Raw genomic sequence first — 25,514 nt, forward strand, 5'->3', positions numbered from 1 at the left:
ATGCGCGTGAAATCCCATGGGGCCCGACGAGCATGGCTCGCCGCCGTCCTGTCCGCGGCGCTGCTGCCGCTGGGGGCACCCCCGGCGCAGGCCGCGGACGGCCCCGCCCTGACCGTCGACCCCGCCGCCGGGCGGCACGCCATCAGCCCCTACATCTACGGGATGAACTTCGCCGACGAGGAACTCGCCGCGGACCTGCGGCTCCCCGTCCGGCGGTGGGGCGGCAACGCCACCACGCGCTACAACTACCTGTACGACACGACGAACCGGGGCTCGGACTGGTACTTCGAGAACGTGCCGGGCCCCGCGCCGGACCCCGCGCAGCTCCCCGACGGCTCCGAGACCGACCAGTTCACCGAGCAGGACCGCCGCACCGGCACCGGCACGATCCTGACCGTCCCGCTGATCGGCTGGACGCCCAAGGCCCGCGACTACACCTGCGGGTTCGGCATCGAGAAGTACGGCCCGCAGGAGGCCGCCGACACCGAGTGGCGCCCCGACTGCGGCAACGGCGTCAAGCCGGACGGCACGAACGTCACCGGCAACGACCCGCACGACACCAGCGTCCCGGCCGGCCCCGAGTACGTCACCGACTGGCTGGCCCACCTGACCGGCAAGTACGGCAAGGCCGCCGACGGCGGCGTCCGCTTCTACAACCTCGACAACGAAGCCGATCTCTGGCACCACACGCACCGCGACGTCCACCCCGGCGGCGCGGGCTACGACGAGATGCGCGCGCAGACGTACGCGATCGCCTCCGCCGTGAAGGCCGCCGACCCCGGCGCGGAGACGCTCGGGCCGGTCGGCTGGGGCTACCAATCGCTGACGCTGTCCGGGCTGGACAAGCAGACCTGCGACCGGGAGGGCGGCGACTGCTGGTCCGACCCGCCCGACCGCGCCGCGCACGGCGGCGTGCCGTTCGCGGCCTGGTACCTCCAGCAGATGAAGGCCTACGAGGACGAACACGGCGTCCGCATCCTCGACTACTTCGACGAGCACCTGTATCCGCAGCAGAGCGGGGTGGCGCTCAGCGCACCCGGCGACGCCGCGACCCAGGAGCTCCGGCTCCGCTCGACCCGCCAGCTCTGGGACCCGACGTACGTGGACGAAAGCTGGATCAACGAGCCGATCCAATACATCCCCCGCATGCAGAAGCTGGTGGACGAGAACTATCCGGGCACGAAACTCGCGATCACCGAGTACAACTGGGGCGCCCTCGGCCACATCAACGGCGCACTGGCTCAGGCCGACATCCTCGGCATCTTCGGACGCGAGGGCCTGGACCTGGCGACGCTGTGGAGCCCGCCGAGCGCGACCGACCCCGGCGCCTTCGCCTTCCGCATGTACCTGGACTACGACGGCGCCGGCTCCGCGTTCGGCGACACGTCCGTCCAGGCGGCCAGCGCCGACCAGGGCGAACTGGCCGTCTACGCGGCGAAGCGCACGTCCGACGAGGCGCTCACCCTGATGGTCGTCAACAAGTCCCCGACCGACGACCTCACCAGCACGGTGTCGATCGCCGGACGGTCGGGGACCGCGAACGCCGAGGTCTACCGCTACGGCGCGGACGACCTGTCGGCGATCGAGCGGGACGACGACGTCACCGTGGGCTCCGGCGGGTTCACCGAAACGTTCCCGGCGTCCTCGGTCACGCTGGTCGAGGTCCCGGCGGACGACGGCCCGGCCGCCTCGGCGTGCACGGTGGGCTACTCCGTGCAGAGCGAGTGGGGCACGGGCTTCACAGCGCAGGTCACCGTCACGAACACGGGCACCTCACCCGTCTCCGGATGGGCACTGGAGTTCGCCTTCCCCGCCGGCCAGCGCGTCACCCACGGCTGGAACGCCTCCTGGGCTCAGGACGGTGAGAACGTCACCGCCCGGAACCTGGACTGGAACCGCACGATCCAGCCGGGAGGCTCGGTGACGATCGGCTTCAACGGTTCGAGCGCGGAAGCGAACCCGCCCCCGTCCGCCTTCAGGGTCAACGGCGCCGCCTGCACCTGACGCCGTCCGACGACCCGCGGCGGGCCGCCGTCCCCGTGGCCCTCACGACGCCGGCCCGCCGCGGCCCCGCCGACCTGCGGCGTGCCGCCCGTCCAGGCCCCCCGGGCGGCCCGCCGCAGGCGAACATTGCTCGGGCCGCGCGGATACGTTCGAGAAGCCGCGCCCATACGGGAGGAGGACTCGAGGACGGGGCTGTGGTGAAGCTTGGTGTCACGCACGCCGACCGTGCAGTCCACCGCCCGACCCGCCTCGACGCATCCGCTGTTCGGTTCGCTGTGACGCGACTTGCGCCAGCCGTGGGAGCTGACTCTGGATTTGCGGTGCTCTCGATCCCGCAAGGCGCAACCACGGGGTCGGTCGAGCGGCATGCTGCAAGCTCGCTCCAGCAGGCTCTTGGTGCGCCCGGCGGCTGTCATTCGATCCTGGCGAACACGGCGGTCGATCCGTCCCCACCGGGGTCGATGACGCGGTCGAGCCGCCAGGTTTGATCGCCGACAGGGAAGGTGTCTCCAGGACGCAGAGTGAACTTGTGCTCGTTGTCGTCTTTGACCGCGACAACAACTTCGAGAGGACCTCCTTCGCCTCCCGCGTGGATGTTGAACACTCCGATTTTCATATCTGCATCGAGGTGGGCCTGACGGCCATCTCGAAGGCCGATCTCTTCGATCGCCATAATCACTCCGCTGTGCTGTAGCGCGGCCGGATATTGGCCTTGAATTCTTGGATCGTCATGGGTTCAGGATGCTGGTTATTCCAAGGATTGCGCAAGTGGAGATTACCCTTGGCATCTATCTCTGTGACCTCGTAGACGTGGCTTTTTCGGAGGTTCTTGGGAAGGGCGGATTCGCCCTTGCGTAGTGGACGGGAGCCGACAACACAGGCTTGCCGCCGGAGAGTTGACCGGCGATCTCGTCACGGAGCCGGTGGTCAGCGCTGCGGCCCCGGCTATCGTAACCGGCGGGAAACTCCACCGTCTTGGCGGGACGGCCGGTGAGTTGAGTGAGCAACTCGGCGCGTTCCCCCGCGTTGCTCCCCTGGTTTAACCGGACGTAGCCGGTCGGTGCGTCGCCGGGCTTGCCCCGGGCATTCCAGATCCTGGTCTCCTTGTCCCGCCGTTCATCGTTCCAGATCTGGTCCGTCCCGGCGATCGCCTTCTCCAGAACCGGGGCCCAAGCCGCTCCCGTCGATGTCGAGTCGGCGAATGCGGGCTTATCGGGTCGTTGACCGTAGACCGGCAGATCGGGTGTGACGGTCAGCGTGATACGCCGTCCCGTCGGCTCGTAGCGCCGGTTCGATGTTGAGAACTTCGCCTCGTGCAGACGGACCTGATAGTTGCCGTCGGCGCCCTTCCCGTACGCAGTCGCGGATGGCCTCGGGGTGGTGTTCGGCGACTGCGCCCAGGGTGGCGATGATGCCGCAGTCGCCGAGGGCCCCTTGTTCCGTCTGTTCCCGCGTGGGCTCACCGTCGAAGAGCGGTGTGCGGGTGCCGTCGCGACGCTCAAGTGGAGTGCCGTAACGGTCGGGAACGTACTGTGGATCCTCCGTGGGGTCCTGGAAGTCCGGGCGGTCGACGGTCTCCGCGAGTTCCTTGGGCTGATCGCTTCGATCAAGTTTGCCGACCACCTGCCTCAGCCGATCCGCCACGCTTCGCTCGACAGCGTCCTCGTCCAGGTCGGCCACACGGGCGTCGTCATCGGGCAGCAGTCCCTCGCCCGAGATCCTTCTCTCCCAGTCGTCTGACGCGTCGCCCGGGTCGTCAGCGGAGGTGCCGGTGTCGGTGGCGGGTTGCGGGCCGTCCGTGTGGTCGTCCGAGATGTCGGGCGGTTCGGTGCCGGGGCGGCGGGGGAGCGCCTCGTGGTCCCGCGCCTTCGCCTGGTCGGTGCCGAGCGTGCGAGGGTCGGCCGGCCCCTCAGCGGCCTGCGTCGTTGGCTGGTCGTTGTCGCCGGGCTCGTCCGTGCGCTGATCGTCGGCTTGTGGTTTCTCGCCACCGTTCTCTGGGCCTTGTGCGGTGGGCGTGGTGTCGTGTTCCCCGCTCGGTTCGCCGCCGGTGTCCCCGGCCTCGATCCGTTGCGCGGCACGGGCCTGCTGGGCTTCGCGGGCGCGGGCGAGGCTTTCCCGGCGGGACGGTTGGCCGGGCGACCCGGGATTGTCCGGCGGCGGTGTGTACGGGCGCTCGTGGGAGGTGGGCTCGCCGGTGGTCTCCGCGCGAGCGTCGGCCTTGGTGTTGTCTTCCACGCCCACGCTCGCAGCCCTTTCCCCCGGGAGGAGGCGAACCACTCCATCAGGGCATCGGTCGGGCGATTCGCCGGGGTGTCCCTTGACGCGCGGGGCTGACGTGGGGCCACACCGGCCACCATGTAACCGCGTACGTGCGGACTTTGCACATACGGAAATCGGGCACCTGCTGCCGGGCACGCGTCTCACACGACGTTGCGGCCCTCACATCGTGGTTTCGTCTCCCGAGAGCGCTGAATGGAGGACGAGCAACGGTTCGAGGCCCCGATGTTCAAAGCATGTGAATGTTAGACCATTCGCACCGCCCGAGCGAAGGCGGTCACATGGGGCTGGCGCCGAAGGTCAAGTTGCCCTCCCACAAACTCCACGAGATCCGTCTCGCGATTCTCCGCGAGATCTGTCAGGAAGCCGGCGACTTCCCTGGGGGAGGAGGAGCGGTGGTGGGAGGTCCGGTTCGCCGTGCCCTCCGGGGGCAAGGGCCTGAGGAAGGACCCCAGCGCCGCGTCCGACCTCGGTCTGCGCACGGTCGACCAGGACCTGAGATTCCCGAACGCGCGAACTAGATTCGCGCCACACCGACACGCCTCAGTCACCTGCTCACCACCAAGCCGTCATCGTCGAGGTCGCCACCGAAATCGGCATCTCCACAGAGACGATGATCGAGGGCTGACATGAACCGAGCGTCCGGCCCGTCGAAGGTGCAGGCTGGACGCTCGCTGGTCGTCGGGATCAGGTGTTGTGGCGGATGCGTTCGAGAAGCCGCGCCCATTCGGTGGGGGAGAACTCGAGGATGGGGCTGTGGTGAAGCTTGGTGTCGCGCACGCCGACCGTGCCGTCGATGGCGCGGCCAGCCTCGACGCACCCGCCATTCGGTTGGCTGTAGCGTGACTTCCGCCAGCCGTGAAATTCGTTGGTCATGTCCCCGATCCTGACTCGTCGGTGCGCTGGTTGGCTACCCGTTCGAGAAAGGCGAGGCTGTCTTCGCGGGACAGCGCGGCCTGTCGGAGGCGGTCGTACATCGTGGCGTACCGCTCCACCTCGCGTCGCTGAGTGAGTACGACATCGGTGGTGACGGTTTCGAGCACAGCCATCGGAGGGTCGCCTGCTTCGGCGAACGTGTAGAGGCAGAACGACGACATGGGGAGGAAGCCTCCCGGGATGCCGGCGTCGTGCAGCAGAACTCGGACGGTGATCCGCTCCTCTTCTGAGACCACCTTGATCATGTGGTGCAGTTGGGCGATCATGGCCTGTGGCGGTACGACGAGTCGATGAATGACACACTCGTCCAGGACGGTTTCGTAGGACGGGCCGTCTGACCGGAGCAGTTCACGCTGGTGCCGCATGCGTGCTTCGGTCATACGCTCCGGGACGTAGTCGAGCTTTCCCTGGCACTCGTCGAGCTGCACGAGCGCCGCGATGAACTCGGGAGCCTGCAAGACCGCAGGCATCAAGGTCTGGTTGTAGTCACGCACGGAGTTGGCGCTGTACTCGAGGTCCGCGTAGAGCCTCTGCCTGGGCCCCATGGAGACGCCGTACCGGTCCCACCAGCCCTTCTGCGCGGCCTCGTGGGCGAGCTTGTGGAGTCTGTCGTACTCGCTGCCGGTGATTTCGAGGATGTTGAGCATGTTCACGATCTCGGCCAGGTCCGGGCGCCCCTGGGCGTTCTCCAGCCGGGAGATCTTCGTGCGGGAGTAGTACATGAGCTGGGCGAGGGCATCGGTGGTGAGACCACGGCTCTCGCGGAGTTTGCGGATCTCGGCCGCCAGTCGCCGGCGGCGGACGTAGGGGCTCGGCATGACCGTCCTCCCGATCGCGTCGGTCACGATCCGTTCGGATCGTTGACTCTTCGTGTTCGACGCTATCGGGCAATCCTCTGGTCACGCTCAGTTAAACGCACGACTCGGCGACACCGCAGCCAATATCCGTACGTGCACGTCATGCACGCGAGAGATTCGCTCGCCCGGTCCGTTGACGACGTCCAATCAAAAGCCGTACTTACTCGAATATGTCGGATTCGTGGCGCACTCGATCTCGCAATGGCGGAACCACGGAGGTGGCCGAGCAGAATCCTGCGGGCTCGCTCCAGCAGGCTCTTGGTGCGCCCGGTGGCTGTCATTCGATCCTGGCGAACACGGCTGTCAGGCTGCGCCCACTCGGACTCTCGACGCGGGTGAGTTCCCAAGTTTGGTCGCCCAGCGGAAACGTGTCACCCGGGTGCAGTAGGAAGTCATGCTCGCTGTGGTCCAAGGTGGCGATGACAACTGTGGCGGCGGTGTCGTCCTGTTCCTCGCGGATGGAGACCAATCCGATCTTCATTCCCGCATCGAGGTGGGCTTGAGTGCCGCCCTTCAAGCTGATCTCTTCGATTGCCAAGGTCACTCCAGTGTGCTGTAGCGCGGCCGGATATTGGCCTTGAATTCTTGAACCGACATTGCCTCTGGATGCCTTCTGTTCCAGGGATTATGTAGGTGGATATCGCCCTTGTCGTCGACTTTGGTGACCTCGTAGACATGGAGGTCGAGTTAGCAAATGCGGGCGTGTCGGGACGTTGATCAAAGACAGGAAGGTCGGGTGTGACGGTCAGTGTGATGGGCCGTCCGGTCGGCTGGTAGCGCCGGTTTGAAATCGAATACTCCGCCTCATGCAGACGGACTTGATAATTGCCGTTTTCGCCCTCTCGAACGGACTCGCGGATGGCCTCGGGGTGGTGTTCGGCGACTGCGCCCAGGGTGGCGATGATGCCGCAGTCGCCGAGGGCCCCTTGTTCCGACTGTTCCCGCGTGGGCTCACCATCGAAGAGTGGTGTACGGGTGCCGTCGCGACGCTCAAGTGGAGTGCCGTAACGGTCGGGAACGTACTGTGGATCCTCCGTGGGGTCCTGGAAGTCCGGGCGGTCGACAGTCTCCGCGAGTTCCTTGGGCTCATCGCCCCGCTCCAGCCTGGCGGCGACCCGTTTGAGGCGATCTGCCACGCCGCGTTGGAGGGCTTCCTCGTCCAGGTCGGCCATGCGGGCCTCGTCATCGGGCAGTCCCTCGCCCGAGATCCTTCTCTCCCAGTCGTCTGACGCGTCGCCCGGGGTGCCGGTGCCGGTGCCGGTGTCGGTGGCCGGTTGCGGGCCGTCCGTCTGGTCGTCTGAGATGTCGGGCGGTTCGCCGCCGGTGTCCCCGGCCTCGATCCGTTGCGCGGCACGGGCCTGCTGGGCTTCGCGGGCGCGGGCGAGGCTTTCCCGGCGGGACGGTCGGCCGGGCGACCCGGGATTGTCCGGCGGCGGTGTGTACGGAATTCGCCGGGGTGTCCCTTGACGCGCGGGGCTGACGTGGGGCCACACCGGCCACCATGTAACCGCGTACGTGCGGACTTTGCACATACGGAAATCGGGCACCTGCTGCCGGGCACGCGTCTCACACGACGTTGCGGCCCTCACATCGTGGTTTCGTCTCCCAAGAGCGCTGAATGGAGGACGAGCAACGGTTCGAGGCCCCGATGTTCAAGGGACGCGAGTGTCAGTGGTCGCAGGGGGTGGGGCCGGCGTGTTCGTGGGGCCTCGCAGGGTCGCCTACGTGGCGGGGGCCGTGCGGGTCGTCGCAGTGGCCGTCGCCGGGGCCGGAGGGGTCGTCCACATGGTCGACCTCCAGGGTCGTGTGGGTGATCCCGTACGAGGTGCGCAGCAGCTCCTGCAGGTCGCGGCGGACGGCGTGGCAGTCGCCTCCCGTGTCGACGAGCACGTGCGCCGACAGCGCCGGGTAGCCGGAGCTGACCTCCCACACGTGCAGGTCGTGGACCTCCTCCACGCAGGGGCGTCCGGCGAGCCTGGTGCCGAGTTCGGACGGGTCGATGCCCGCCGGCGCGGCCTCCATGAGGACCCGGCCGGCGTCCCGCAGCAGCCCGTACCCGGCCTTGAGCATCAGCGCGGCCACCACGAGCGAGGCGATCGCGTCGGCGCGGGCGAAGCCGGTCGTCCACACGACCAGGCCCGCGATGGCGGTGGCGATGAACGCGAACAGGTCGTTGAGGATGTGCTGGAACGCGCCCTCGACGTTCAGGCTGCGCCGGTCGGCCCTGCTGATCAGCATGGTCGCCGCGACGTTGACCGCGATGCCGGCCAGGGCCGTCCAGAACACGAACTGGCCTTCGACGGCGTGCGGCTCGATCAGCCGCCGGACGCCCTCGTAGACGAAATAGACGGTGAGCAGGATCAGGGTCAGCCCGTTGAGCTGGGCCGACAGGATCTCGCTGCGGCGCAGGCCGTAGGTGAAGCCGCCTTTCGGCGGACGCGCCGCGATGCGCATCGCGACCAGGGCCAGGGCGATCGCGAACGCGTCGGTCATCATGTGCGCCGCGTCGGTGATCAGCGCCAGCGACCCGGCGATGAAGCCGACGACCACCTCGCCGGCCATGAAGACGAGGATCAGCGCCAGCGCGGCGCCCAGCAGCCGCCGGTCGGCGCCCGCCGACACGCCGTGCCCATGCCCGTGCCCATGTCCGTGCCCATGTCCGTGGCGGCCCTGCTCGCCCTCCCGGTCCCCGATCATGTGCCTTCCTCCCCGTGGCCGACGTGGGTGAGGGCGAGATCGAGCAGCATCCGGACGTGCGCGTCGTCCAGCCGGTAGTAGGCCATCCGGCCGTCCCTGCGGACGCGGACGACGCGGTTGGCGCGCAGGAGGCGCAGCGCGTGCGAGACCGCCGACTCCGAGTGCCCGCAGGACGCGGCGATGTCGCACACGCACATCTCTCCCCCTTCGAGCAGCGCGGTGATCACGCGTAGCCGTCCGGGGTCGGACAGCAGCCCGAACACCTGCGCCACCTCGGCGACCGTCTCCGCGTCCGGCAGGGCGGCGGTGACGACGGCGACCTTCTCGGGATCGACCACCCGGACCGCGCACGCCTCGGCGGACGCGGCGGCAGGCGTTGCGGGAGATGCGACGTCTGAAGCACTGCTCATATGAGCAAATATACCGCAGGCGGTCTCAGGAGATCGGCGGGGCGGGCTCCTCCGACGGCGGCAGCGAGATCGGGCCGTCCGGTGTGCCGCCGGGCCACTCCGAGCCCCCGGTGCGCTCGCCCGACGGATCTCCGTCGGTGCCCGTACCCGGATCGTTCGAGGTCATACCCGGTGAGGCGGGGGAGTCGTCCCCCGTGCCGGGCGATGGCGTACCGGTGCCCGTCGGGCCGGTGCCGGGCGTCTCCATGCCCGGCGAGCCCGTCCCGGGGGACTCCACACCCGAGTCTTCCGGCGACGGTGAGTCGCTCGTCGGAACCTCGGTCTCCGTCGCCGGCAGCTCGGTCGGCGGGCCGTCGGCCTCGCCCTCGGTGGCGCGGGGCCGCTCGAACCCCATCGTGCCCTCCGGATCGACGAGGACGAACGTGACGATCGTGCCCTTCTTGGAATCGCTGGGGCGGATCCTGGTCACATTCCGCTCCTCGAATCCCGGCCAGGACCGGCCAGTGTAGGACGCGTCGTCCGGGGAGATCTTCTTCTCCGGACGGGTCAAGGGATTCCCGCAATTGCACTTCACCGCGGGCACGCCGTAGCCATTGACCATAACGCCCATTCCGGCTTGGAGGACGGCGGGTTCGCTCGTCGCCCTCCCGTCGCGGTAGCCGTGGTTGGTGACCAGCGTGTCGGTGCGCAGCAGCACCGGCGTCAGCCGCGACACGTACCGCGGGATGTCGCTCACCGGGATGCCCTGCACACCCGCCCAGGCCTTCGCCTTGCCGGGATTGGCCTGCAGGAACGCGATCAGCCTCTGCGGGTCGCACGACGCCTCCTGCCGCGTCCCGCCGTACAGCCCGGGCGAGTCGCCCGTCGTGGTCCCGCCCGCCTGCGGCCGCTCCTTGACGTCGATCTTGTCGGTGTCGGACACCATCGTGTACGGGTCCGGGCCCGGCGTCCCCACCGTCAGCCGGGTGATGGTCGCCCCCGCGTCCCCGCACCCGGAAAGCGTGCCCGCCGCCAGCACCAGGGCCGCGACCGACCCCGCCAGCGGCCCGGCCGTCCCCCTGCGCCGGGCAATTATCGAATGGATCTCAGCCATGCTTCGTCTCTCCCGATCCCGGCTCCCCGTACCTATACTCTTTGATGCCGGGCGGAGTGGATTTGTGCCCGGTGAATACCGGAATTTTTTCGCCGGCCGCACGGCCGGTATCGGGGGACCCGACGGGGGTACGAATGGCGAGCCCGATTCCCCTCACCGCGGCCGACCCGGCGCGCCTCGGCGGCTGGGAGCTGCTCGGCCGGATCGGCACCGGAGGCCAGGGCGTGGTGTACCTCGGCCGCCCGGTGGAGCCCGGCGCGCAGCCGTCCCGCGTCGCCGTCAAGCTCCTGCACACCCAGCTGCTCGGTGACGCCGGCGCGCGGGAGCGGTTCGTCCGCGAGCTGGCGCTGCTGCAGCGCGTCGCGGGGTTCTGCACCGCGCAGATGCTCGCCGCCGACATGGCCGGCGACCGCCCCTACATCGTCAGCGAGTACATTCCGGGGCGGTCGCTGCGCGCGCTCGTCCAGGAGGAGGGGCCGCGCGCCGGCGCCGACCTCGACCGCCTCGCGATCAGCTCGGTGACGGCGCTGTCGGCCATCCACCGCGCGAACGTCGTGCACCGCGACTTCAAGCCGCAGAACGTCCTGATGGGGCCGGACGGGCCGCGCGTGATCGACTTCGGCATCGCCCGCGCGTTCGACGCCGGCTCCACCCTGACCAGCCAGGTCGTCGGCACCCCCGCCTACATGGCGCCCGAGCAGTTCTCCGGCCGGGTCGGGCCCGCCACCGACCTGTTCGCCTGGGCGGGGACGCTGCTGTACGCCGCCACCGGCCGCGACCCCTTCGCGGGCGGCCCGCTGCCCGCCGTCATGTACAAGATCATGCACGAGACGCCCGATCTGCGCGTCCTGCCGGGCCCGCTCGCCGAGGTCGCCGCCGCCTGCCTCGCCAAGGACCCGAAGGCCCGCCCGGCCTCCGAGGACGTCCTGCTGTGGCTCCTCGGCGACCGCGACGGAAGCGCCCGGCTGGAGACCCCGACCGCGCGACTCCCCGGCCCCACCGTCCAGGAGCCCGGCCCAACCCTCCGCGCACCGGGTTCCACGGCGCCCGCACCCGGCCCCACGGCCGGATACGGCCAGGACGCGGACCCGGTGACGATCCGGCAGCCGGCTCCGGACGGCGGCTCGCCGTTCGTCCACGGCCCCGGAGCACCGGAGACGGCGCAGGCACCATGGCCGCAGGGCGGCGGCGCGTCCGGCCCGGCGGCGCCACCGCACCCGCCGCCCCGGACCCACCGGTCCCTCCCGCGCGGACCGGCGCTTCTGACCGGGCTCCTCCTCGCGGGTTTCCTGGCCGCGCTGGACGTGGCCGCACTCGCCATCCTGATCGCCAGGCCGTCGCTCAGCGAGGGTGCCCGCGGCGGGCTGCTGCCCGTGGTCGCGTCCTCGTTCGCGGTGGTGGCGGTGGTCACGCTGGTGGCGGTGATCCTCGCGTGGCGCGGCAGCCGCCCCGCCGCGTGGACGGTGATGGCCGCCCGCGTCGTGCGCGTCGCGATGTGGGGCGCGTGGGGGGCGCTCGTCGAGATCCAGCCGACCGCGCTCGCCGGGCACGCCGCCGTGACCACCGTCGTCGTGGTCCTCCTCGCCCGCGGCCTGACGAGATCACCCCGCTGACGCGGCTCCCGGGTCGCGGCGCTCCGACCATTCCCGCAGGTCGCGGCGCTCGATCGCGGCGGCCATCAGGTCGGGGAACGCGTCCGGGGTGCACGCGAACGCGGGCACGCCCATCGCCGCGAGCGCCGCCGCGTTCTCGTGGTCGTAGGCGGGCGCGCCCTCGTCCGACAGGGCGAGCAGCACCACGACCTGCACGCCCGCCGACGTCAGCGCCGCGACGCGGCGCAGCAGCTCCTCCCGCGCACCGCCCTCGTACAGGTCGCTGATCAGCACGAGGATCGTGTCCTCCGGCCGCGCCACGAGGCCCTGGCAGTACGCGACGGCCCGGTTGATGTCGGTCCCGCCGCCGAGCTGCGTCCCGAACAGCACCTCCACCGGGTCGTGCAGCTGCCCGGTCAGGTCGGCGACGTTCGTGTCGAACACCACCAGCGACGTCCGCAGCGACCGCATCGACGCCAGCACCGCGCCGAACACGCTCGCGTACACCACCGACGCCGCCATCGACCCGCTCTGGTCGATCGCGAGGACCACGTCCCGTTTCACGGCTTGCTGCCGCCGCCCGTACCCGATGAGCCGCTCCGGGACGAGCGTCCCGTGCTCGGGCAGGTAGTGCCGCAGGTTCGCGCGGATCGTCCGCTCCCAGTCGACGTCGGCGAGCCGCCTCGGCCGCAGCACCCGCGCCGACCGGTCCAGCGCCCCGCCGACCGCCGACCGCGTCTTCTGCGCGAGCCGCCCCTCCAGATCGTGGACGACCTTGCGCACCACCGCCCGCGCGGACTCCCTGGCCCGGTCCGGCATCACCCGGTTCAGCGACAGCAGCGTCCCGACGAGGTGGACGTCCGGTTCGACGGCGTCCAGCATCTCCGGCTCCAGCAGCAGCCGGGTGAGGTCGAGGCGCTCGATCGCGTCCTTCTGCATGACCTGCACGACGCTCGACGGGAAGTACGCGCGGATGTCGCCGAGCCACCGCGCCACCGACGGCGCCGAATCCCCGAGCCCGGCGCTGCGCCGCCCCGGACGCGGCCGGCCCCCGCCGCCGCCGGCCCCGTAGAGCTTCTCCAGGGCCCCGTCCATCCGCGCGTCGTCGCCGGTGAGCGACACCCCGGTCCCGTCGGCCTGCTCGCCGCCGAGGACGAGCCGCCACCGCCGCAGCCGGTCGTCCCGGTCTTCCGTACTCTCACCGCTCACGCCGATCCCTCCTCGTCATCCGTGCGCCCCGCCCGCCGGTGGGCGGCGTCGGCGGGGCGGGAACACGCCGGTGCCCGCCATGAACACGGACCGACGGTGGTGTGGTCATGGGCCCGGCCAGCCGAGGATCCGCAGGGCCGTGTCGACGGCCGGGGCCGCGCGGGACTCGTCGAAGGCCTCCTCGGCGCCGGGTGAATGGGCGGGGGACTCGCCCCGGCGGCGGAGCCGCTCGCCGATGGACCGGCGTTCGGCGTCGGCGTAGGCGCCGAAGGTGCGGCGCAGCAGGGGGAGCACGTCGGTGAACGAGTCGCCCGGCAGCCCCGAGATCCAGTCGTCGACGAGGCGCAAGAGGGCGTCGTCGTGCATGAGGATCAGCGCGCCGCCGGACAGGAAGCCCTCCACCCAGGCGGCGGCGCGGTCCGGCGCGGCGCCGGCGGACACCGCCCGCGCCATCCGGTCGGGGACGTCGTGCAGGCGGCCCGCGTCGAGCAGGAGGCGCGTGAGGCGCCCCTCGATCAGGCCGTGCAGGACGTCCGGCCGGGCGAGGAGGCTCTCCAGGGTGCGGCGCCACCGCTCGATGTGGCCTTCCTCGGCCAGGAGCGCCAGGGCGCCGTGCACGGCGTCGACGTGGGTGAGGAACTCGTGGGCGGCGTCGTCGTCCAGCCCGGAGACCGCCGGCGGGAGCCCGACGCAGATCCGGACGACGAGGCCGTCCACGACCGTGCGGAGCGGACCCGTGGACGTGCCGCGGACGTCGCCGTAGCGCAGCGCGCGGACCAGGGCGGGCATCGCGGACATCAGCTGTGCCACGTCGGTGTCGACCGCGGCGCGGTCGGCGAGGGCGTCCATGACCGTCGGCAGCGCGTCGCCGAGGTCGGCGAGCAGGCAGCGTTCGGCAACCGACGTCAGGTCGGCGAGCGCGGTGGCGTGCGCGGCCATCGCCTCCGCGCGGGCCGTGGCCGCGCCGCGCACGGTGGTGCCCCACACGCTGGCCTCGATCAGCTCGACGTCGAACTCGGGGCGCCACGCCAGCGTCCACGTCTCCCGGAACGTGCCCTTGGAGCGGCCCGTGTCGGACGGGACGCCCCAGTCGACGTCCAGGAGGCGGAGGCGGTGCAGCAGGCGGCTGCGGTCCAGGTCCGTGGGCTTGCGCAGGTCGAGATCCTGCTCCTTGTCGAGCGCGGACGGCTTGAGGCGCAGCCGCCGCTGCTCCGCCTGCAGGTCGCGCTGCAGCGGGACCATGGGGGTCCGTTCCGGGACGGCGCCGAGCCGCTCGCCGACCACCATGCGCCGCTGGATCAGCTCGACCGGCAGGTCGGCGCCCTCGCACAGCACGGCCCGCGTCGCCTCGGTGACCTCGTCCAGCCCGGCCAGCGGACGCCCCCGCAGCGCGGCCAGGGCCTCGGCGAGCCGGACCGCCTCGATCACGTGCGCCGACGAGACGTGCAGGTCCTCGTCGCGCAGGACGCGGGCGGCGGCGGTGAGCCACCGCTCGATGGGACGATCCGCGGCCGTGAACAGGTGGTGGTACCAGCCGGGCGACCGGACGCCCGCGCCGTAGCCGGAGCGCCCGGCGAGCCGCCCGTGCGTCCACGGCACCCACGTCATCGCGACCTTGGCCTTCGGCAGCCCGCGCAGCGTCCGGTCGTCGTGGGCCGCCGGGACCTTCGCCCGGAGGGCGGGCACGTGCCACGCCCCGCACACCACGGCGACCCGCTCGTGCCCCTCCTTGAGCGTGCGGCGCAGCGTCCGCCGCATGTGCGCCTCGCGCTGCTCCTCCCGCAGCAGATGGCCGGCGGGCAGCCCGCCGGACGCGGACCCCTCCGGCAGCGCGGCCAGCTGCTCGCGCAGCTCCGCCATGGCCTCGGCGATGGCCGGGAACGGCGACGGCCCGCCGCCGCGATGCTCGACGACGTCGTCCCACCACCGCTCGGCGTCGTCGTACCCGGCCGCCTTCGCCAGCCACCCCAGCGGATCGAGCCGGATCCCCTCCGCGGCCTCCGAGGCGGAAGGCCCGCCCTCCTCCGGTTCGTCCGCCTCCTCCTCGCCGGGAGACGGGACGAGCTGGTTCGCGGCCGGCAGGTCGCAGAAACGGACGGGAACACCGGCCCCCAGCGCGTACCGGACCGCCTGCCATTCGGGGCTGAACCCGGCGAACGGCCAGAACGCCGCCTTGCGCCCGCCGTCGCCGTCGCCCGGGGCCGGGGCCGGGGCCGGGGAGTAGGCCAGCAGCGCGACCGGCGGCACCATCCCCGGGTCGCCGGCCAGCTCCACGATCGGGTCCGCCTCGGGCGGACCCTCGATCAGCACCGCGTCCGGCTTGAACTCCTCCAGGGCGCCGCGCAGCGCCCGCGCCGAGCCGGGCCCGTGGTGACGGATCCCGTAGACCTCGACGTCGCTCAAGACACCTCCCGGCACGCGCGGTAGAAGTCACGCCACTCCGGCCGGTCGCGGACGACCGCCTCCAGGTACTCCTGCCACACCACCCGGTCGGACACCGGGTCCTGGACGACGGCGCCGACGATCCCGCCGGCCACGTCCGCGGCCCTCAGCACACCGTCCCCGAAATGCGCGGCCAGCGCCAGCCCGCTCGTGATCACCGAGATGGCCTCGGCGGTGCTGAGCGTCGCGCTCGGCGACTTGAGCTTGGTGCGCCCGTCGCTCGTCACCCCGGAGCGCAGCTCACGGAACACGGTCACCACACGGCGGATCTCCTCCAGGCCCGCCGGGGACTCCGGCAGCTCCAGCCCCGCGCCGATCTGGTCGACGCGCCGCGCCACGATGCCGACCTCCTCCTCGGCGGACTCCGGCAGCGGCAGCACGACGGTGTTGAACCGGCGGCGCAGCGCGCTGGACAGCTCGTTCACGCCCCGGTCGCGGTCGTTGGCCGTCCCGATGACCGTGAAGCCCTTGCGCGCCTGCACCTCGGTGTTCAGTTCGGGGACGGGCAGCGTCTTCTCCGACAGGACGGTGATCAGCGAGTCCTGGACGTCGGACGGCATCCGGGTCAGCTCCTCGATGCGGGCGACCGCGCCCCGCCGCATCGCGCGCATGAGCGGGCTCTCCACCAGCGCCCGCTCGGACGGGCCCTCGGCGAGCAGCCGCGCGTAGTTCCACCCGTAGCGGATCGCCTCCTCCGCCGTGCCCGCCGTCCCCTGCACCAGCAGGGTGGAGTCGCCGCTGATGGCGGCCGCGAGATGCTCCGACACCCACGTCTTCGCCGTCCCCGGCACCCCGAGCAGCAGCAGCGCCCGGTCGGTGGCCAGCGTCGCGACCGCGACCTCCATCAGCCGGCGCGGCCCCACGTACTTCGGGCTGATCGCCGTGCCGTCGGGCAGCTCGCCGCCGAGCAGGTACGTGGTGACGGCCCACGGGGACAGCCGCCAGCCGGGCGGCCGGGGCCGGTCGTCGTGCTCGGCCAGCCGCGCCAGCTCACCGGCGTGCTCCTGCTCGGCATGCGGACGCAGAACCGCGTTCTCGGTCACAGAGCAAGCTCCTTCAGCATCTCGTCGCGGAATCGCAGTGTGGCGATCAGTTCGGTCACGGCGCGCGGGACGGCCGCACCCTGCTCGGCCACGAGCACGTCGAGGCGGGGCGCGGCGGCGGGGTCGAGCCGCTGGTCGGCGAGCCGGCACAGCTGCGTGATCAGGTGCTCGTCGCGGCGGGTGGGACGTTCGGCGGACGCGGTCAGGGTCGCGACCACCGACGACGCGAGCGCGCCCGTCCACGGCCCCGGCACCCGTTCGAGGACCCGCAGCAGATCGGGCCGCCCCTCCACCCAGCGGATCAGGTCGGCCGCCGCCGCGTCGCGTTCCCCCTCGGGCACGACGGACAGCAGGTCGGCGAGCGCCTCCGGCTCGTCCACCATGACGCCGCCCTTGAGCAGCGCCCGCGCCCATTCGGGGTCGCGCCCGGCGAGGGCGGCGCGGGCCCACCCGATGTGGACGTCACGCCCGTCGGCCTCGGAGTCGTTCTGAGGAGGCGACCCTCCGGCACCTGCGCTGAACGGAAGGCACACGATCTCCATCGGCGGCAGCCCGAACAGGTCCGTCCAGGTGGACAGGGGAGTGCGGGCGAGGATCTCGCGCAGCCACGCGGCCCTCGTCCCGACCGGCCCGCCGCCGCTTCTCGGCGCGAACGACCCGCTCGGATGGAACGGGACGCCGTCACGCGCCATCTCCTCGTCGTGGGCCTGCGGCGGATCGACCTGGATCCACGTCTGCTCGCGCCCCCGCACCGTCCGGACCCTCGGGGTCAGGCAGCCGCGGGCCCGTGCCGCCATCCGCTCCCCGTAGGCGGACCCGGGCAGGCGGGCGAGCAGGTCGGACGCGAGCTGCCGGACGTCCTTGCCCCGGTCCTCCAGGGCGGCCTCCAGGAACTCCTCGTCGTCCGCCGACAGCCCGTCCCCGAACGTGGCGAGGAACGCCGCGCGGTCGGGCGCGGGCTCCTTGGCCCACGTCCCGAGCAGCAGTTCCCTCGCGCGCCCCGGCTCGGTGCGGCGGAGCCCGGTCAGGTAGGCCACCCGCCGGTTGCGCGTGCCGGTCTCCCACACCTCCGGGCCGCCGCCGGGATCGTCGCCGGAGCCGACCAGGTACGCCCAGTCGGTGTTCTGCAACGCCAGCCACACGCCGCGCCGGCCGGACGCACGCGCGATCGACGGCCGCAGCATCCGGTCGCCGCGCCCGCGTTCCAGCAGGTCGGGAAGCAGCTGGGCGGGCACCCGCAGACCCCGTGCCGCCGCCGCCTCCAGCCACTCGGGCAGCACCCGGATCTGTTCCCCGCGCAGAATCCGCCGCAGCCGCGCCGCCGCGGGCGCCGCCACGACCGGGGCGTCCTCCACCGGCGCGAGCGCCACGGGCACGGCCGCCGCACCGGACGGGACGCGCCCGGCCCGGCGCCGGACGGCCAGCACCGCCGCCTGGTCGAGCAGCCGCCCCGCCCTGTCGCCCGGCTCCTCGGAGGCACCGGGCAGGACGGGCGGGTCACGGCGTTCGGTGCCGAGCAGAGCCGCCGTGACGTGCTCGTTCCACGCGGTCACAGGATCACCGTCCCCTCGTCCTCGTGCCATGCGGCCAGCGGGTACAGGCCGCGCGTGCTCCACTCGCCGGCCATCGTGACCGGCCCGCCGCCCGACAGCGCGAGCAGCCGCCACGGATCCGCCAGCCGGAGCCGCAGCGCGTCCCCGGCCGCGTCGACCACGTACAGGTCGCCTCCTCCGTCACGGGCCAGGCGGACGTTCCCCAGCGTCACGGGCCAGCGGTCCAGCCACGGATCGAGCGCGAGCGCCGCCGCGTGCTCGTCCAGGAACCCCTGGACGGACGTCCCGGCGGGCGCCCCCGGGGCGGCGGTCCCGAACCGCTCGGCGACCAGTGCCCGCAACGGCTGCGACCCCGGGAAGAACACCAGCTCCGCATCGACCTCCGTACCCACGATGAGCGATGCGTCCAGCGACGTGCCCGGCGCGGCGAACGACAACACGAGCGCGGGACGGCCCGTCCGGCGCCCTCGCAGCCATACCCGCCGTGTCGTCAGCAGGTCTTGCGCGGTGTCACGCGACCCGGTGACGCACCAGTGATCCCTGACGCGCTCCCCGCCGCCGACGACCTCGTCCTGCGGGACGGTGAACCCGACACGGGAACGGACGGTGTCGCGCAGGCCCTCCGGCAGCTCGTCCCGCCGCCGGTAGGCCCGGACGAGCAGCCGCAGCAGCGCGTACTCCTCCAGCAGGCGGTCGGGCCAGCCGGGTGTCCGCGGGATGGCGGCGAGCCCCCGGACCTGGCCCGCCAGGCCGCCCGCCTGCGCGTCGACGAGCCGCCGCGCGGCGTCGTCCCACAGCCGGTAGGGGGCCTTGTCCGCCTGGGCGAGCCCGTGCGCGACCTGGTCGCGGAGCCACTGGTCGAGTTCGGCGAGGCCGTCGTCGACGCGCCGTTCCCGCCGCTCCACGGTCTTCGGGTCCCGGGTCTTGGCCGCCGCCGAGGCCCGCCGCCGTCCCGCGCGGTCGGCGCGCTCCCGCCGCTCCTCGATCCACTCGGCCGCCCACCCCGGGCGCGGCCCGCTCTCCACCGTGCTCGTCGAGGGTGGCCCGCCCCCCGCGCCCCCCGGTCCGCCTTCGGCGCCGACGGTGCCGTCGGCCCACAGGAGCAGCAGCGCGAGAGCGTGCTTGCACGGGAACTTCCGGCTCGGGCACGAACACCGGAACGCGGGCTCGGTCAGATCGGCGCACGCCCGGTAGACGGACTTGCCGCTGCCCTGGCACTCGCCCCAGACCGCCTCGTCGTCACACCCAGTCCGGGCCCACCTGCCCGGCGCGGCGATGCCGCCGGCCGCCTTCGCGGACGCGGCGTCGGGTGCGAGGCCGAGCACCTGGTCCCGATCCCATCGTTCGCTCACACAGCCGAAACTATCGCTGCCCTCGGACATCCCATGCGCCCAGACAGGCGTCCGTTGAGTGTCGTTCACCCGCCCATCAGTAAGGCCGCGGCCGTCGCGGTCATGGCGGCGGTCAGCATAAGCAGCGCCCGGTCGACATCCCTGAACTTACGGGCGGCGATGATGCTATTGACCCACACCTGGTCGCACAGCGCACGTGTGAGCCGCTCCTCGTCCGCGAACAGGTCCGAGCACTCGTCGGCGAAGGCGGTCGCTGCTCTCGCATAGCCGCGCGCGATGTCGCCGAAATGCAGTGTCGACGGCAGTGCTGTGTGCCGAGTGCTCGGCCGCAGGGCGTTGAGCGCGAGACAGGCCGTCGCCACCGTGAGGGTAAGGCCGATCATCAGCGTCACCGTGCGAAGCGCCGGTGCCCGCCCGGCCGGGATGGTCAGCAGCATCCAGCCTCCGAGGAGCCCGCTCAGCGACAGCAGCGCCGCCGCCTTGGTGTCAGCCAGTCGTATCCAGCCGTTCACTTCCGCCAGCGTTCGCCATGCGTGGTCCGCGCTCACGGACGCCCCTCACCGTTCCACGTGTTCCGCTCGCTGGAGCCGAACGGTCCCGTGGCCGGCTCGGGCGCATGGTCGATTCCCATCAGGTCCATCAGCCGCCGCAGCACGGTGTCGTTGCGGATCATCAGCTCGTAGGCGTTCAGCTCCCCGTAATCCTCCGTCTGTTCGTTGATCTGTTCGCTCAGCTCCTTAGCCTGCTTGCGCCGGTCGCTGAACATGGCCTGGACGGTCTCCCCGACGTGTTGGGGCTTCTCGGCCAGGTTCGCCGCGTACGGAGTGGTCCATCGCCCTTGGCCGCTCTCCAGGAACGCCTGCCACAGCTCGCGGCGCCGGGTGAGCAGCGGGACGAGACGCTCGGCGAGCGCGTGATCGTTCTCGGCGGCCAGCCGGAGGTTCCAGGCCGCCTGCTGCGCCTTCCGGACAGTCTCATCCGGTTTCACGGTCGTCCGGGCCTCGATCGGCCGGACCCGCCCGTCGGGCCCGTCCGCCGTCACATACTCGAATCGGGTCTTGGTGAACACGTTTGTCACCAGCCTGGCGATCTCGGTCTCGGCTTTCCATGCCTCGTAGGGCGGGAACTTTCGGGAGGCCAGCCGGATCCCGTCAAGAAGTTTGTCGCGCAGGGCGGGATACCCCTCCTTGGCCCTCGTGACCAATTCCTCCGCGCTGGCCACCCCCGTGGAGCACCATGTGAACTGCACGTTCACTGAAAAGTCGTAGCCGTCGCCCTCCGCGGGGGTGGAGAAGGAGAAACCGTCCGGCCGGTGGATGGCGCGTTCGCGGTCCCGCCCGTCGAGCAAGAAGCGCCGGAGCCGGGCCGAGAGCCGTTGGTCCGGTGGTGTCTTGTCCAGGGCTCCGTGGTCGCAGGCTGTTTTCAAATATGTCATCGTGTCGCCTCCTCAGTGCAGGGGGCCGGTGCGGGTAGGGCCGCATTCGCGACGTGCGGACCCAGGTAAAAGGCGAGCGGGCGGCGTAGCCGGGGATCGCTCTCTAGCCGGCCGCGCAATTCGGTCATGTCCACTCCGCGCTTACGCCAGGTGCGGAGGGCGTCCCATGGCCTTCGGCCGCAGAGACGGGACGTAAGCACCAGACGCCACAGTCGGCCGACCAACTCGGGCTCTGCCTCGAACATCGTCATCAGCTCTGGCATCCCGGACGGATCGTCCAGTTCGGCCAGCTCTGCCAGGCTGTCGGCGGCCGTCCGGCGGATGCGCACTTGCGGTGAGGACGCCCAGTCCACGAGCGTGCGGGCGACGGTCGTCCGCCGCCCCCCAGCGAAGATCTCCACCAACGAGAACGTCACCCAGCGCCGCTGGTCCGCCGCGTCGCCCTTTAGGACGATGTGGCGGAGTCCACGCAATGCTCTTTCGGGGTTTTGGACGCCGAGGTAGGTGCCGTACATGCGCAGTGCGGTGGATCGCTGGGTGATGCTCCTGCCCCTGGACCAGGCATCTGCTGCAGCGAAGACCCGGGTGAGCTTGGCGGGGTCGCGCTTGACCGTCTCCTCCAGCGCCCACGCCGTCACCTGGTGCAGCGACTGCCGACGGTCGTGAGACCAGGGGACGAAGCAGGTTTGTACCATGAAGTCGAAGTCGTAGACGGCGAGCCGTCCGAGCGCGAGCGCCGCGCGGAACCGCACTCGCCGGTCGGGGTCGTTCTCCGCCATACCGCTGAGCCAGTGCAAGAGCGCCTCGTGCGCGACTATGTAGTCGAACCAGACGACATGGAGAACGGCCTCGGCGAACCCTTCCGGCATGGGGAGGCGGCGATCGATGTCGGGGTCGCCCGGTCCGTCCCCGCCTGTGTCGGCCGGGGGCGCGTCGAGCCAGCTCTCCAGGATGTCGCCGAAGGGCAGTTGGCCCAGTTTGGCGTTAGTCTTCTGCTTTTCGACCTCGTAGAGCTGCTCGGCTAGGTGGTGCGCGGCCCGGCAGACGTGCGCCGCGGGAAGGTCGTGCAGGACCGCCTGCGCGATGAGAAATGCGCGCCGGGCGAGATCCCGCTCCTCCGGCGGGCCGTCCCGGTTCTGGCGCAGCCTGGTCCGCGCCTCCTCCCGCAGGGGATGGGGACGTCCGGCCATGACCGCGCCTATCGGTCGGCCCGCCCGGTGCCCGCGGATCAGGGCCCTGGCGAGGTCGGCGGCCTCACCGGGGGTCCGCGGCGGCGGCTGGGCCTCCCGCAGGACCTCGGTGACGAACGCGCTCTCACCCGGCAGGGCGGCGTGCAGATGATTGGCGAGGACGTCGCGCGGGTCCGGCGGCTCATGCTCGACGAGCAACTCACGGACGTTCTCGGTGTCCGCGGTCGAGTCGACGAGAACGACGAGCCAGGCTCCGTGCTGTTCGAGCAGCCGGCGGCAGCCCAGCACCGCGGAGCCGCGCGGACGAGCCGTCCAGGCGGCCCCCACCGCGTCGAAGACGTAGCCGCAGCCCGGCTCGATGACCGTCGCGGGGAGGGATGCCGGCGGACGGTTCCCGCTCACCTCCCGTACCCGGACGGTGAACATCGCGAGCGCCGCGAGCGCCGTCGTCGTCGCGCCCGAACGCCGGCGGGCCCGAAGGACCGCGACCCGCTGCCGGGACAGCACCTCGGCGAGCAGGGCCCGCGAGGGGGTGGCGGCGAACGTCCGCCAGTGGTCGGCGAGGTCGCCATCGGTCTCGCTGCGGCTGTGCACCTCCCACCCTTTCCCGTCGCCGCTCCCGTGGATCGTTATGTTGATCTGGTCGCGTCCGATTGCGTCGCCCGATTCCGACATCGCGCGGATCCTGCGGATCTCCGCCTGCTGACGGCGAAATTCCTCCTGGCTGAGCGCCGCGTCCGGCTCCTCCTGGAGGCCGGGTTCCGCTTCGCCGGTCCCCGAGGCGGCTCCTTCGCGGTCCCTGTCCCTCGGCGCGTCCTTCCCCCGAGCTTCGTCTTCCGTCGCCGACGGCGGGTTTTTCGCGTTTTGGTCTTCCAGAGGCTTCTCCGCGGGCGGCTGATCATTGGCCATAGTGGTCCCCGTAATTGATCTGGTCGCCTCCGATGGCGATGCCGTGGTCGCCGGACGCCCAGGCGCCCAGATGCGGGAGCTCCACTGGCAAGGTCGTCTCGTCCCGCACGGCGCGGGTGCGGCCGTCTTCCCGGACCGGGTCGGTGGGGATCTTGTCCCCGGCGGCCGCGGGGGCGCCCGGACCGCCGAGCAGTCGCACGTGGCCGGTGCCGGCGAACTCCTTCACCGCCACCTCGACGGATGTGAAGTCCGCCGCGCGCAGGCCTCGGTAGCCGGCCTCCACGATGTCGTGAAAAAGGCGGTCCGAAACGATCAGGGCGAGGTCGGCGGTGCTCGCGGAGAGGGCCTCCTTCAACGGGCGCGCCTCCAGCAGCCGGCACGTCTCGATGGCGGCCGGGCCGGGAAGCCCGTTGTGCCCGAAATGGACTATCCCGGAGTGGATCGCGACCCGGAGCCGGAGGCGTAGCGCCGGGTCGGCGGCGTGGTTCACGCGGGCGAGCTGGTTCGTCAGCTCGCGGACGAGGTCGGCGATGACGATCGGCTCGGGGGCGTCCGCCGGAAGCACCGCCAGCTCCGCGTCGCCCTGTGCCTGCGTGTACCAGCGGGAGCGGTCGAGCCCGGAGAGCGTGGCCGCCGAGTCCAGCGCGTCGATCAGCGTTTTCTGAATGTCCACCTGCTGGAGTGGCGCCGCCTCACTGTAGTGGTGGACGTCCGCGGCGACGACGGTTCTGCGGACGGGGGTGTCTGGGTCCATCACGGTCACCTGCCCGGTAGTGGCTGTCGAGACGAGCGTCCCTCCGGCCGGCGGGCGGTTATCCGTGCCAATACGGAATCAGGGCGTCAGATGTGCGGCATCATGAAGGGCTCGGCTGTCGAGGACGGTGAGCTTGCGGTAGCCGGTGTTGAGAACTCCGGCGTTGCGCAGCCCGCGGAGAGTGATCTGCGCCGTCTCCACGGACGTCCCGCTCAGGTCGGCGAGTTCGTGCTGCGTGAACGGGACGTCGCAGACCCAGCCCCTGGGCGTACGGCGTCCGTATGTCTCGATCAGTTCGGTCAGAACGCGACTGACCCGCACCGGTGCGGTGCAGCCGGTGAAGTCGAGCCGCCGCCGGTTCGCTTGGCGCAGCCGATAGGCCAGCATTCGGTTGAACTGAAGATTGGCCTGCGGATGGCGGCTCAGATAGCCGAGGAACTCCCCCTGCGCGATGATGGTCGCTTCGACCGGGCTGCAGGCGGTCACCGTACCCGAGCGGGGGTGGTCGTCGATGGCGGCCAACTCGCCCACGAGGTCGCCGCGGGTGCGGATCGCGAGCAGTGCCTGCCGCCCGTCGTCCAAGCGCGCCGAGACCTTCACGAAGCCTGCCCGGAGGAGGACGACAAAGGTCGATATCTCCCCCTCCTCCAAGATTCTCCTGCCGCGTTCGAAACGGCGTTCGGCTCCGAGTTCCAGCATCCGGCGGCGGGACGTCTCGGGCAGGCCGCCCAGCAGGCTGAACTTCGGCCAGAAGGCGGACGCCGCCGATCCGGCTGCCGTGCCGCCACGCGCGATACCGTCGGCCATGACCCATCAGAGCATGTGGCGCTCCGATGGGCAGGGCGGTGACCGCATCCGGTCCGGTGGTCAGTAGCCGGGGAGGGTGGACAGGTCGGGGAGGTCGACGTCCGGGACGAGGAGGGCGCCGCCCGCCAGGAGCGCCAGCAGGGCGGTGGCGCCGAACAGGCTGACCCAGGCCAGGCCGGGGACGCCGGTGAGGTGGGCGAGCTGGTCGGCGTCGGAGCTCGGCGCCATGCGCCGGGAGCGCATCCGCTGCAGCTCGATCACCGGGCGGGTCGCGGCGAGCAGCAGGAACCACGCGGCCAGGTAGGCGAAGCCGGCCTGGACCTCGGCGCTGCCCAGCCACGACACCCCGAGGATGATCGCGCCGGTGGCCACCACGGAGAGCACGCCGTAGGCGTTGCGGATCATGATGAGCATCGCGCCGAGCAGCGCGAGCGAGAACCACAGCATCAGCGTGATCCGGCCGGCGGCGAGCAGCAGCGCGAAGAACAGGCCGAGCAGCGGGGGAGTGATGTAGCCCGCCAGCGCCGTGAAGATCATTCCGGGGCCGTGCGGCTTGCCGCGCGAGACCGTCACCCCGGAGGTGTCGGAGTGCAGCTTGATGCCGTCCAGCTTGCGGCCGGTGACGAGGGCGATGAGCGCGTGCCCGCCCTCGTGCGCGATCGTCACGGTGTTGCGCGCGACCCGCCAGGTGGGGCCGTGGAGCACCGCGGCGAGCGCCACGAGGCCGACGAAGGCCACCAGCCACCACGGGGGATCGGGCTGCGTTCCCGTCACGCGGTCCCACAGGTCGGTGATGCTGATGTCGTCCACGTCCACCTCGAAGTCGTCGTCGCGAAGCCCAACATTAGGACGTCACGGATAACGTTCGCGTTCGGTTCGCGGCGGTCATTCGGTGAATACCGGCACGGGACGGCGCTGAAAACCGTTATTGTGCCCTTCGCGCCGGGGGTCGCG

22 protein-coding genes and 1 pseudogene are annotated in these 25,514 nt (G+C 71.3%); 3 read left to right on the top strand and 20 right to left on the bottom strand.

Features of this window, described 5'->3' with window-relative positions; genetic code table 11:
- Nucleotides 1-2,004 carry a glycoside hydrolase family 44 protein gene (locus ACGFIS_RS26475; protein ID WP_392972908.1) on the top strand — a complete coding sequence of 668 codons (2,004 nt, stop codon included), beginning with the start codon at nt 1-3 and terminating at the stop codon, nt 2,002-2,004.
- Between the two features lie 233 nt (nt 2,005-2,237).
- Here the strand turns inward: ACGFIS_RS26475 and ACGFIS_RS26480 are convergent.
- The 6 genes and pseudogenes from ACGFIS_RS26480 to ACGFIS_RS26505 form a co-directional block, all read right to left on the bottom strand.
- Nucleotides 2,238-2,420: pseudogene (locus ACGFIS_RS26480) on the bottom strand (DUF397 domain-containing protein); the annotation flags it as partial.
- Complete coding sequence (locus ACGFIS_RS26485; RefSeq protein ID WP_392898273.1) at nt 2,417-2,677, bottom strand: DUF6406 domain-containing protein; 261 nt, start codon at nt 2,675-2,677, stop codon at nt 2,417-2,419. The gene ACGFIS_RS26485 and the pseudogene ACGFIS_RS26480, both read right to left, overlap by 4 nt.
- A 536-nt stretch (nt 2,678-3,213) precedes the next feature.
- Nucleotides 3,214-4,245 carry a hypothetical protein gene (locus ACGFIS_RS26490; protein WP_392972910.1) on the bottom strand — a complete coding sequence of 344 codons (1,032 nt, stop codon included), beginning with the start codon at nt 4,243-4,245 and terminating at the stop codon, nt 3,214-3,216.
- Nucleotides 4,246-4,968: 723 nt separating this feature from the next.
- Entirely contained in the window at nt 4,969-5,157 is a 189-nt protein-coding gene (locus ACGFIS_RS26495) for a DUF397 domain-containing protein (protein ID WP_392972912.1), read from the bottom strand.
- Nucleotides 5,154-6,062 (bottom strand): helix-turn-helix domain-containing protein, encoded by a 909-nt coding sequence (locus tag ACGFIS_RS26500; protein ID WP_392972914.1) that lies wholly within the window; start codon nt 6,060-6,062, stop codon nt 5,154-5,156. Before ACGFIS_RS26500 ends, ACGFIS_RS26495 begins: the two co-directional genes overlap by 4 nt.
- Before the next feature lie 289 nt (nt 6,063-6,351).
- Entirely contained in the window at nt 6,352-6,612 is a 261-nt protein-coding gene (locus ACGFIS_RS26505; protein WP_392972916.1) for a DUF6406 domain-containing protein, read from the bottom strand.
- A gap of 268 nt (nt 6,613-6,880) precedes the next feature.
- Between ACGFIS_RS26505 and ACGFIS_RS26510 the strand changes: the two genes are divergently transcribed.
- Nucleotides 6,881-7,303 carry a hypothetical protein gene (locus ACGFIS_RS26510; RefSeq protein ID WP_392972918.1) on the top strand — a complete coding sequence of 141 codons (423 nt, stop codon included), beginning with the start codon at nt 6,881-6,883 and terminating at the stop codon, nt 7,301-7,303.
- Nucleotides 7,304-7,742: 439 nt separating this feature from the next.
- Here ACGFIS_RS26510 and ACGFIS_RS26515 read toward each other — a convergent pair whose 3' ends face one another.
- Genes ACGFIS_RS26515 through ACGFIS_RS26525 form a run of 3 tightly spaced genes read right to left on the bottom strand, consistent with a single transcriptional unit; the run spans nt 7,743 to nt 10,274 of the window.
- Nucleotides 7,743-8,771, bottom strand: a complete 1,029-nt coding sequence (locus ACGFIS_RS26515) for a cation diffusion facilitator family transporter (protein ID WP_392898267.1) — start codon at nt 8,769-8,771, stop codon at nt 7,743-7,745.
- Nucleotides 8,768-9,181, bottom strand: a complete 414-nt coding sequence (locus ACGFIS_RS26520) for an ArsR/SmtB family transcription factor (RefSeq protein WP_392898264.1) — start codon at nt 9,179-9,181, stop codon at nt 8,768-8,770. The genes ACGFIS_RS26515 and ACGFIS_RS26520 overlap by 4 nt, the downstream gene beginning before the upstream one ends.
- A gap of 25 nt (nt 9,182-9,206) precedes the next feature.
- Complete coding sequence (locus tag ACGFIS_RS26525; protein WP_392898261.1) at nt 9,207-10,274, bottom strand: DUF6777 domain-containing protein; 1,068 nt, start codon at nt 10,272-10,274, stop codon at nt 9,207-9,209.
- Between the two features lie 134 nt (nt 10,275-10,408).
- On the opposite strand from ACGFIS_RS26525, the gene ACGFIS_RS26530 reads away from it, so the two are divergent.
- Entirely contained in the window at nt 10,409-11,887 is a 1,479-nt protein-coding gene (locus ACGFIS_RS26530) for a protein kinase (RefSeq protein ID WP_392972920.1), read from the top strand.
- On the opposite strand, the gene ACGFIS_RS26535 is transcribed toward ACGFIS_RS26530, so the two are convergent.
- The 11 genes from ACGFIS_RS26535 to ACGFIS_RS26585 form a co-directional block, all read right to left on the bottom strand.
- On the bottom strand, nt 11,876-13,075 hold the full coding sequence (locus ACGFIS_RS26535; protein WP_392972923.1) for a VWA domain-containing protein: 1,200 nt from the start codon (nt 13,073-13,075) through the stop codon (nt 11,876-11,878). The genes ACGFIS_RS26530 and ACGFIS_RS26535 overlap by 12 nt on opposite strands.
- A gap of 105 nt (nt 13,076-13,180) precedes the next feature.
- Nucleotides 13,181-15,478: a DUF5682 family protein gene (locus tag ACGFIS_RS26540; protein WP_392972925.1), complete on the bottom strand. Its 2,298-nt coding sequence runs from the start codon at nt 15,476-15,478 to the stop codon at nt 13,181-13,183.
- Nucleotides 15,475-16,560, bottom strand: a complete 1,086-nt coding sequence (locus ACGFIS_RS26545; protein ID WP_392898253.1) for an AAA family ATPase — start codon at nt 16,558-16,560, stop codon at nt 15,475-15,477. Before ACGFIS_RS26545 ends, ACGFIS_RS26540 begins: the two co-directional genes overlap by 4 nt.
- Nucleotides 16,557-18,113, bottom strand: coding sequence for a DUF5691 domain-containing protein (locus ACGFIS_RS26550; RefSeq protein WP_392972927.1), 1,557 nt, complete (start codon nt 18,111-18,113; stop codon nt 16,557-16,559). Before ACGFIS_RS26550 ends, ACGFIS_RS26545 begins: the two co-directional genes overlap by 4 nt.
- Nucleotides 18,110-19,465, bottom strand: coding sequence for an SWIM zinc finger family protein (locus ACGFIS_RS26555; protein WP_392972929.1), 1,356 nt, complete (start codon nt 19,463-19,465; stop codon nt 18,110-18,112). Before ACGFIS_RS26555 ends, ACGFIS_RS26550 begins: the two co-directional genes overlap by 4 nt.
- Nucleotides 19,466-19,530: 65 nt before the next feature.
- A complete protein-coding gene (locus ACGFIS_RS26560) occupies nt 19,531-20,013 on the bottom strand; it encodes a Pycsar system effector family protein (protein ID WP_392972931.1) in 483 nt (160 codons plus the stop codon).
- Nucleotides 20,010-20,900: a hypothetical protein gene (locus tag ACGFIS_RS26565; protein ID WP_392972933.1), complete on the bottom strand. Its 891-nt coding sequence runs from the start codon at nt 20,898-20,900 to the stop codon at nt 20,010-20,012. The genes ACGFIS_RS26560 and ACGFIS_RS26565 overlap by 4 nt, the downstream gene beginning before the upstream one ends.
- A complete protein-coding gene (locus tag ACGFIS_RS26570) occupies nt 20,897-22,765 on the bottom strand; it encodes a hypothetical protein (protein ID WP_392972935.1) in 1,869 nt (622 codons plus the stop codon). The genes ACGFIS_RS26565 and ACGFIS_RS26570 overlap by 4 nt, the downstream gene beginning before the upstream one ends.
- A 223-nt stretch (nt 22,766-22,988) precedes the next feature.
- The gene (locus tag ACGFIS_RS26575; RefSeq protein WP_392972937.1) at nt 22,989-23,753 is read right to left on the bottom strand and encodes a hypothetical protein; all 765 of its coding nucleotides are present in this window, start codon (nt 23,751-23,753) and stop codon (nt 22,989-22,991) included.
- A 78-nt stretch (nt 23,754-23,831) separates the two neighbouring features.
- The gene (locus tag ACGFIS_RS26580; RefSeq protein WP_392972939.1) at nt 23,832-24,560 is read right to left on the bottom strand and encodes a Crp/Fnr family transcriptional regulator; all 729 of its coding nucleotides are present in this window, start codon (nt 24,558-24,560) and stop codon (nt 23,832-23,834) included.
- 60 nt (nt 24,561-24,620) lie between these two features.
- Nucleotides 24,621-25,370: a M50 family metallopeptidase gene (locus ACGFIS_RS26585; RefSeq protein ID WP_392898246.1), complete on the bottom strand. Its 750-nt coding sequence runs from the start codon at nt 25,368-25,370 to the stop codon at nt 24,621-24,623.
- Nucleotides 25,371-25,514 lie beyond the last annotated feature (144 nt).

Origin of the sequence: Spirillospora sp. NPDC048824 (assembly GCF_043198455.1) — a bacterium.
Taxonomy (GTDB): Bacteria; Actinomycetota; Actinomycetes; order Streptosporangiales; family Streptosporangiaceae; genus Spirillospora.

Bases quoted from the DNA above. Each gene is read 5' to 3' on its own strand.
- ACGFIS_RS26580 (WP_392972939.1), bottom strand. From the start codon at position 24,560: ATGGCCGACGGTATCGCGCGTGGCGGCACGGCAGCCGGATCGGCGGCG.
- ACGFIS_RS26525 (WP_392898261.1), bottom strand. From the start codon at position 10,274: ATGGCTGAGATCCATTCGATAATTGCCCGGCGCAGGGGGACGGCCGGG.
- ACGFIS_RS26530 (WP_392972920.1), top strand. From the start codon at position 10,409: ATGGCGAGCCCGATTCCCCTCACCGCGGCCGACCCGGCGCGCCTCGGC.
- ACGFIS_RS26520 (WP_392898264.1), bottom strand. From the start codon at position 9,181: ATGAGCAGTGCTTCAGACGTCGCATCTCCCGCAACGCCTGCCGCCGCG.
- ACGFIS_RS26570 (WP_392972935.1), bottom strand. From the start codon at position 22,765: ATGTCGGAATCGGGCGACGCAATCGGACGCGACCAGATCAACATAACG.
- ACGFIS_RS26475 (WP_392972908.1), top strand. From the start codon at position 1: ATGCGCGTGAAATCCCATGGGGCCCGACGAGCATGGCTCGCCGCCGTC.
- ACGFIS_RS26485 (WP_392898273.1), bottom strand. From the start codon at position 2,677: ATGGCGATCGAAGAGATCGGCCTTCGAGATGGCCGTCAGGCCCACCTC.
- ACGFIS_RS26495 (WP_392972912.1), bottom strand. From the start codon at position 5,157: ATGACCAACGAATTTCACGGCTGGCGGAAGTCACGCTACAGCCAACCG.
- ACGFIS_RS26510 (WP_392972918.1), top strand. From the start codon at position 6,881: ATGCAGACGGACTTGATAATTGCCGTTTTCGCCCTCTCGAACGGACTC.
- ACGFIS_RS26565 (WP_392972933.1), bottom strand. From the start codon at position 20,900: ATGACATATTTGAAAACAGCCTGCGACCACGGAGCCCTGGACAAGACA.
- ACGFIS_RS26575 (WP_392972937.1), bottom strand. From the start codon at position 23,753: ATGGACCCAGACACCCCCGTCCGCAGAACCGTCGTCGCCGCGGACGTC.
- ACGFIS_RS26515 (WP_392898267.1), bottom strand. From the start codon at position 8,771: ATGATCGGGGACCGGGAGGGCGAGCAGGGCCGCCACGGACATGGGCAC.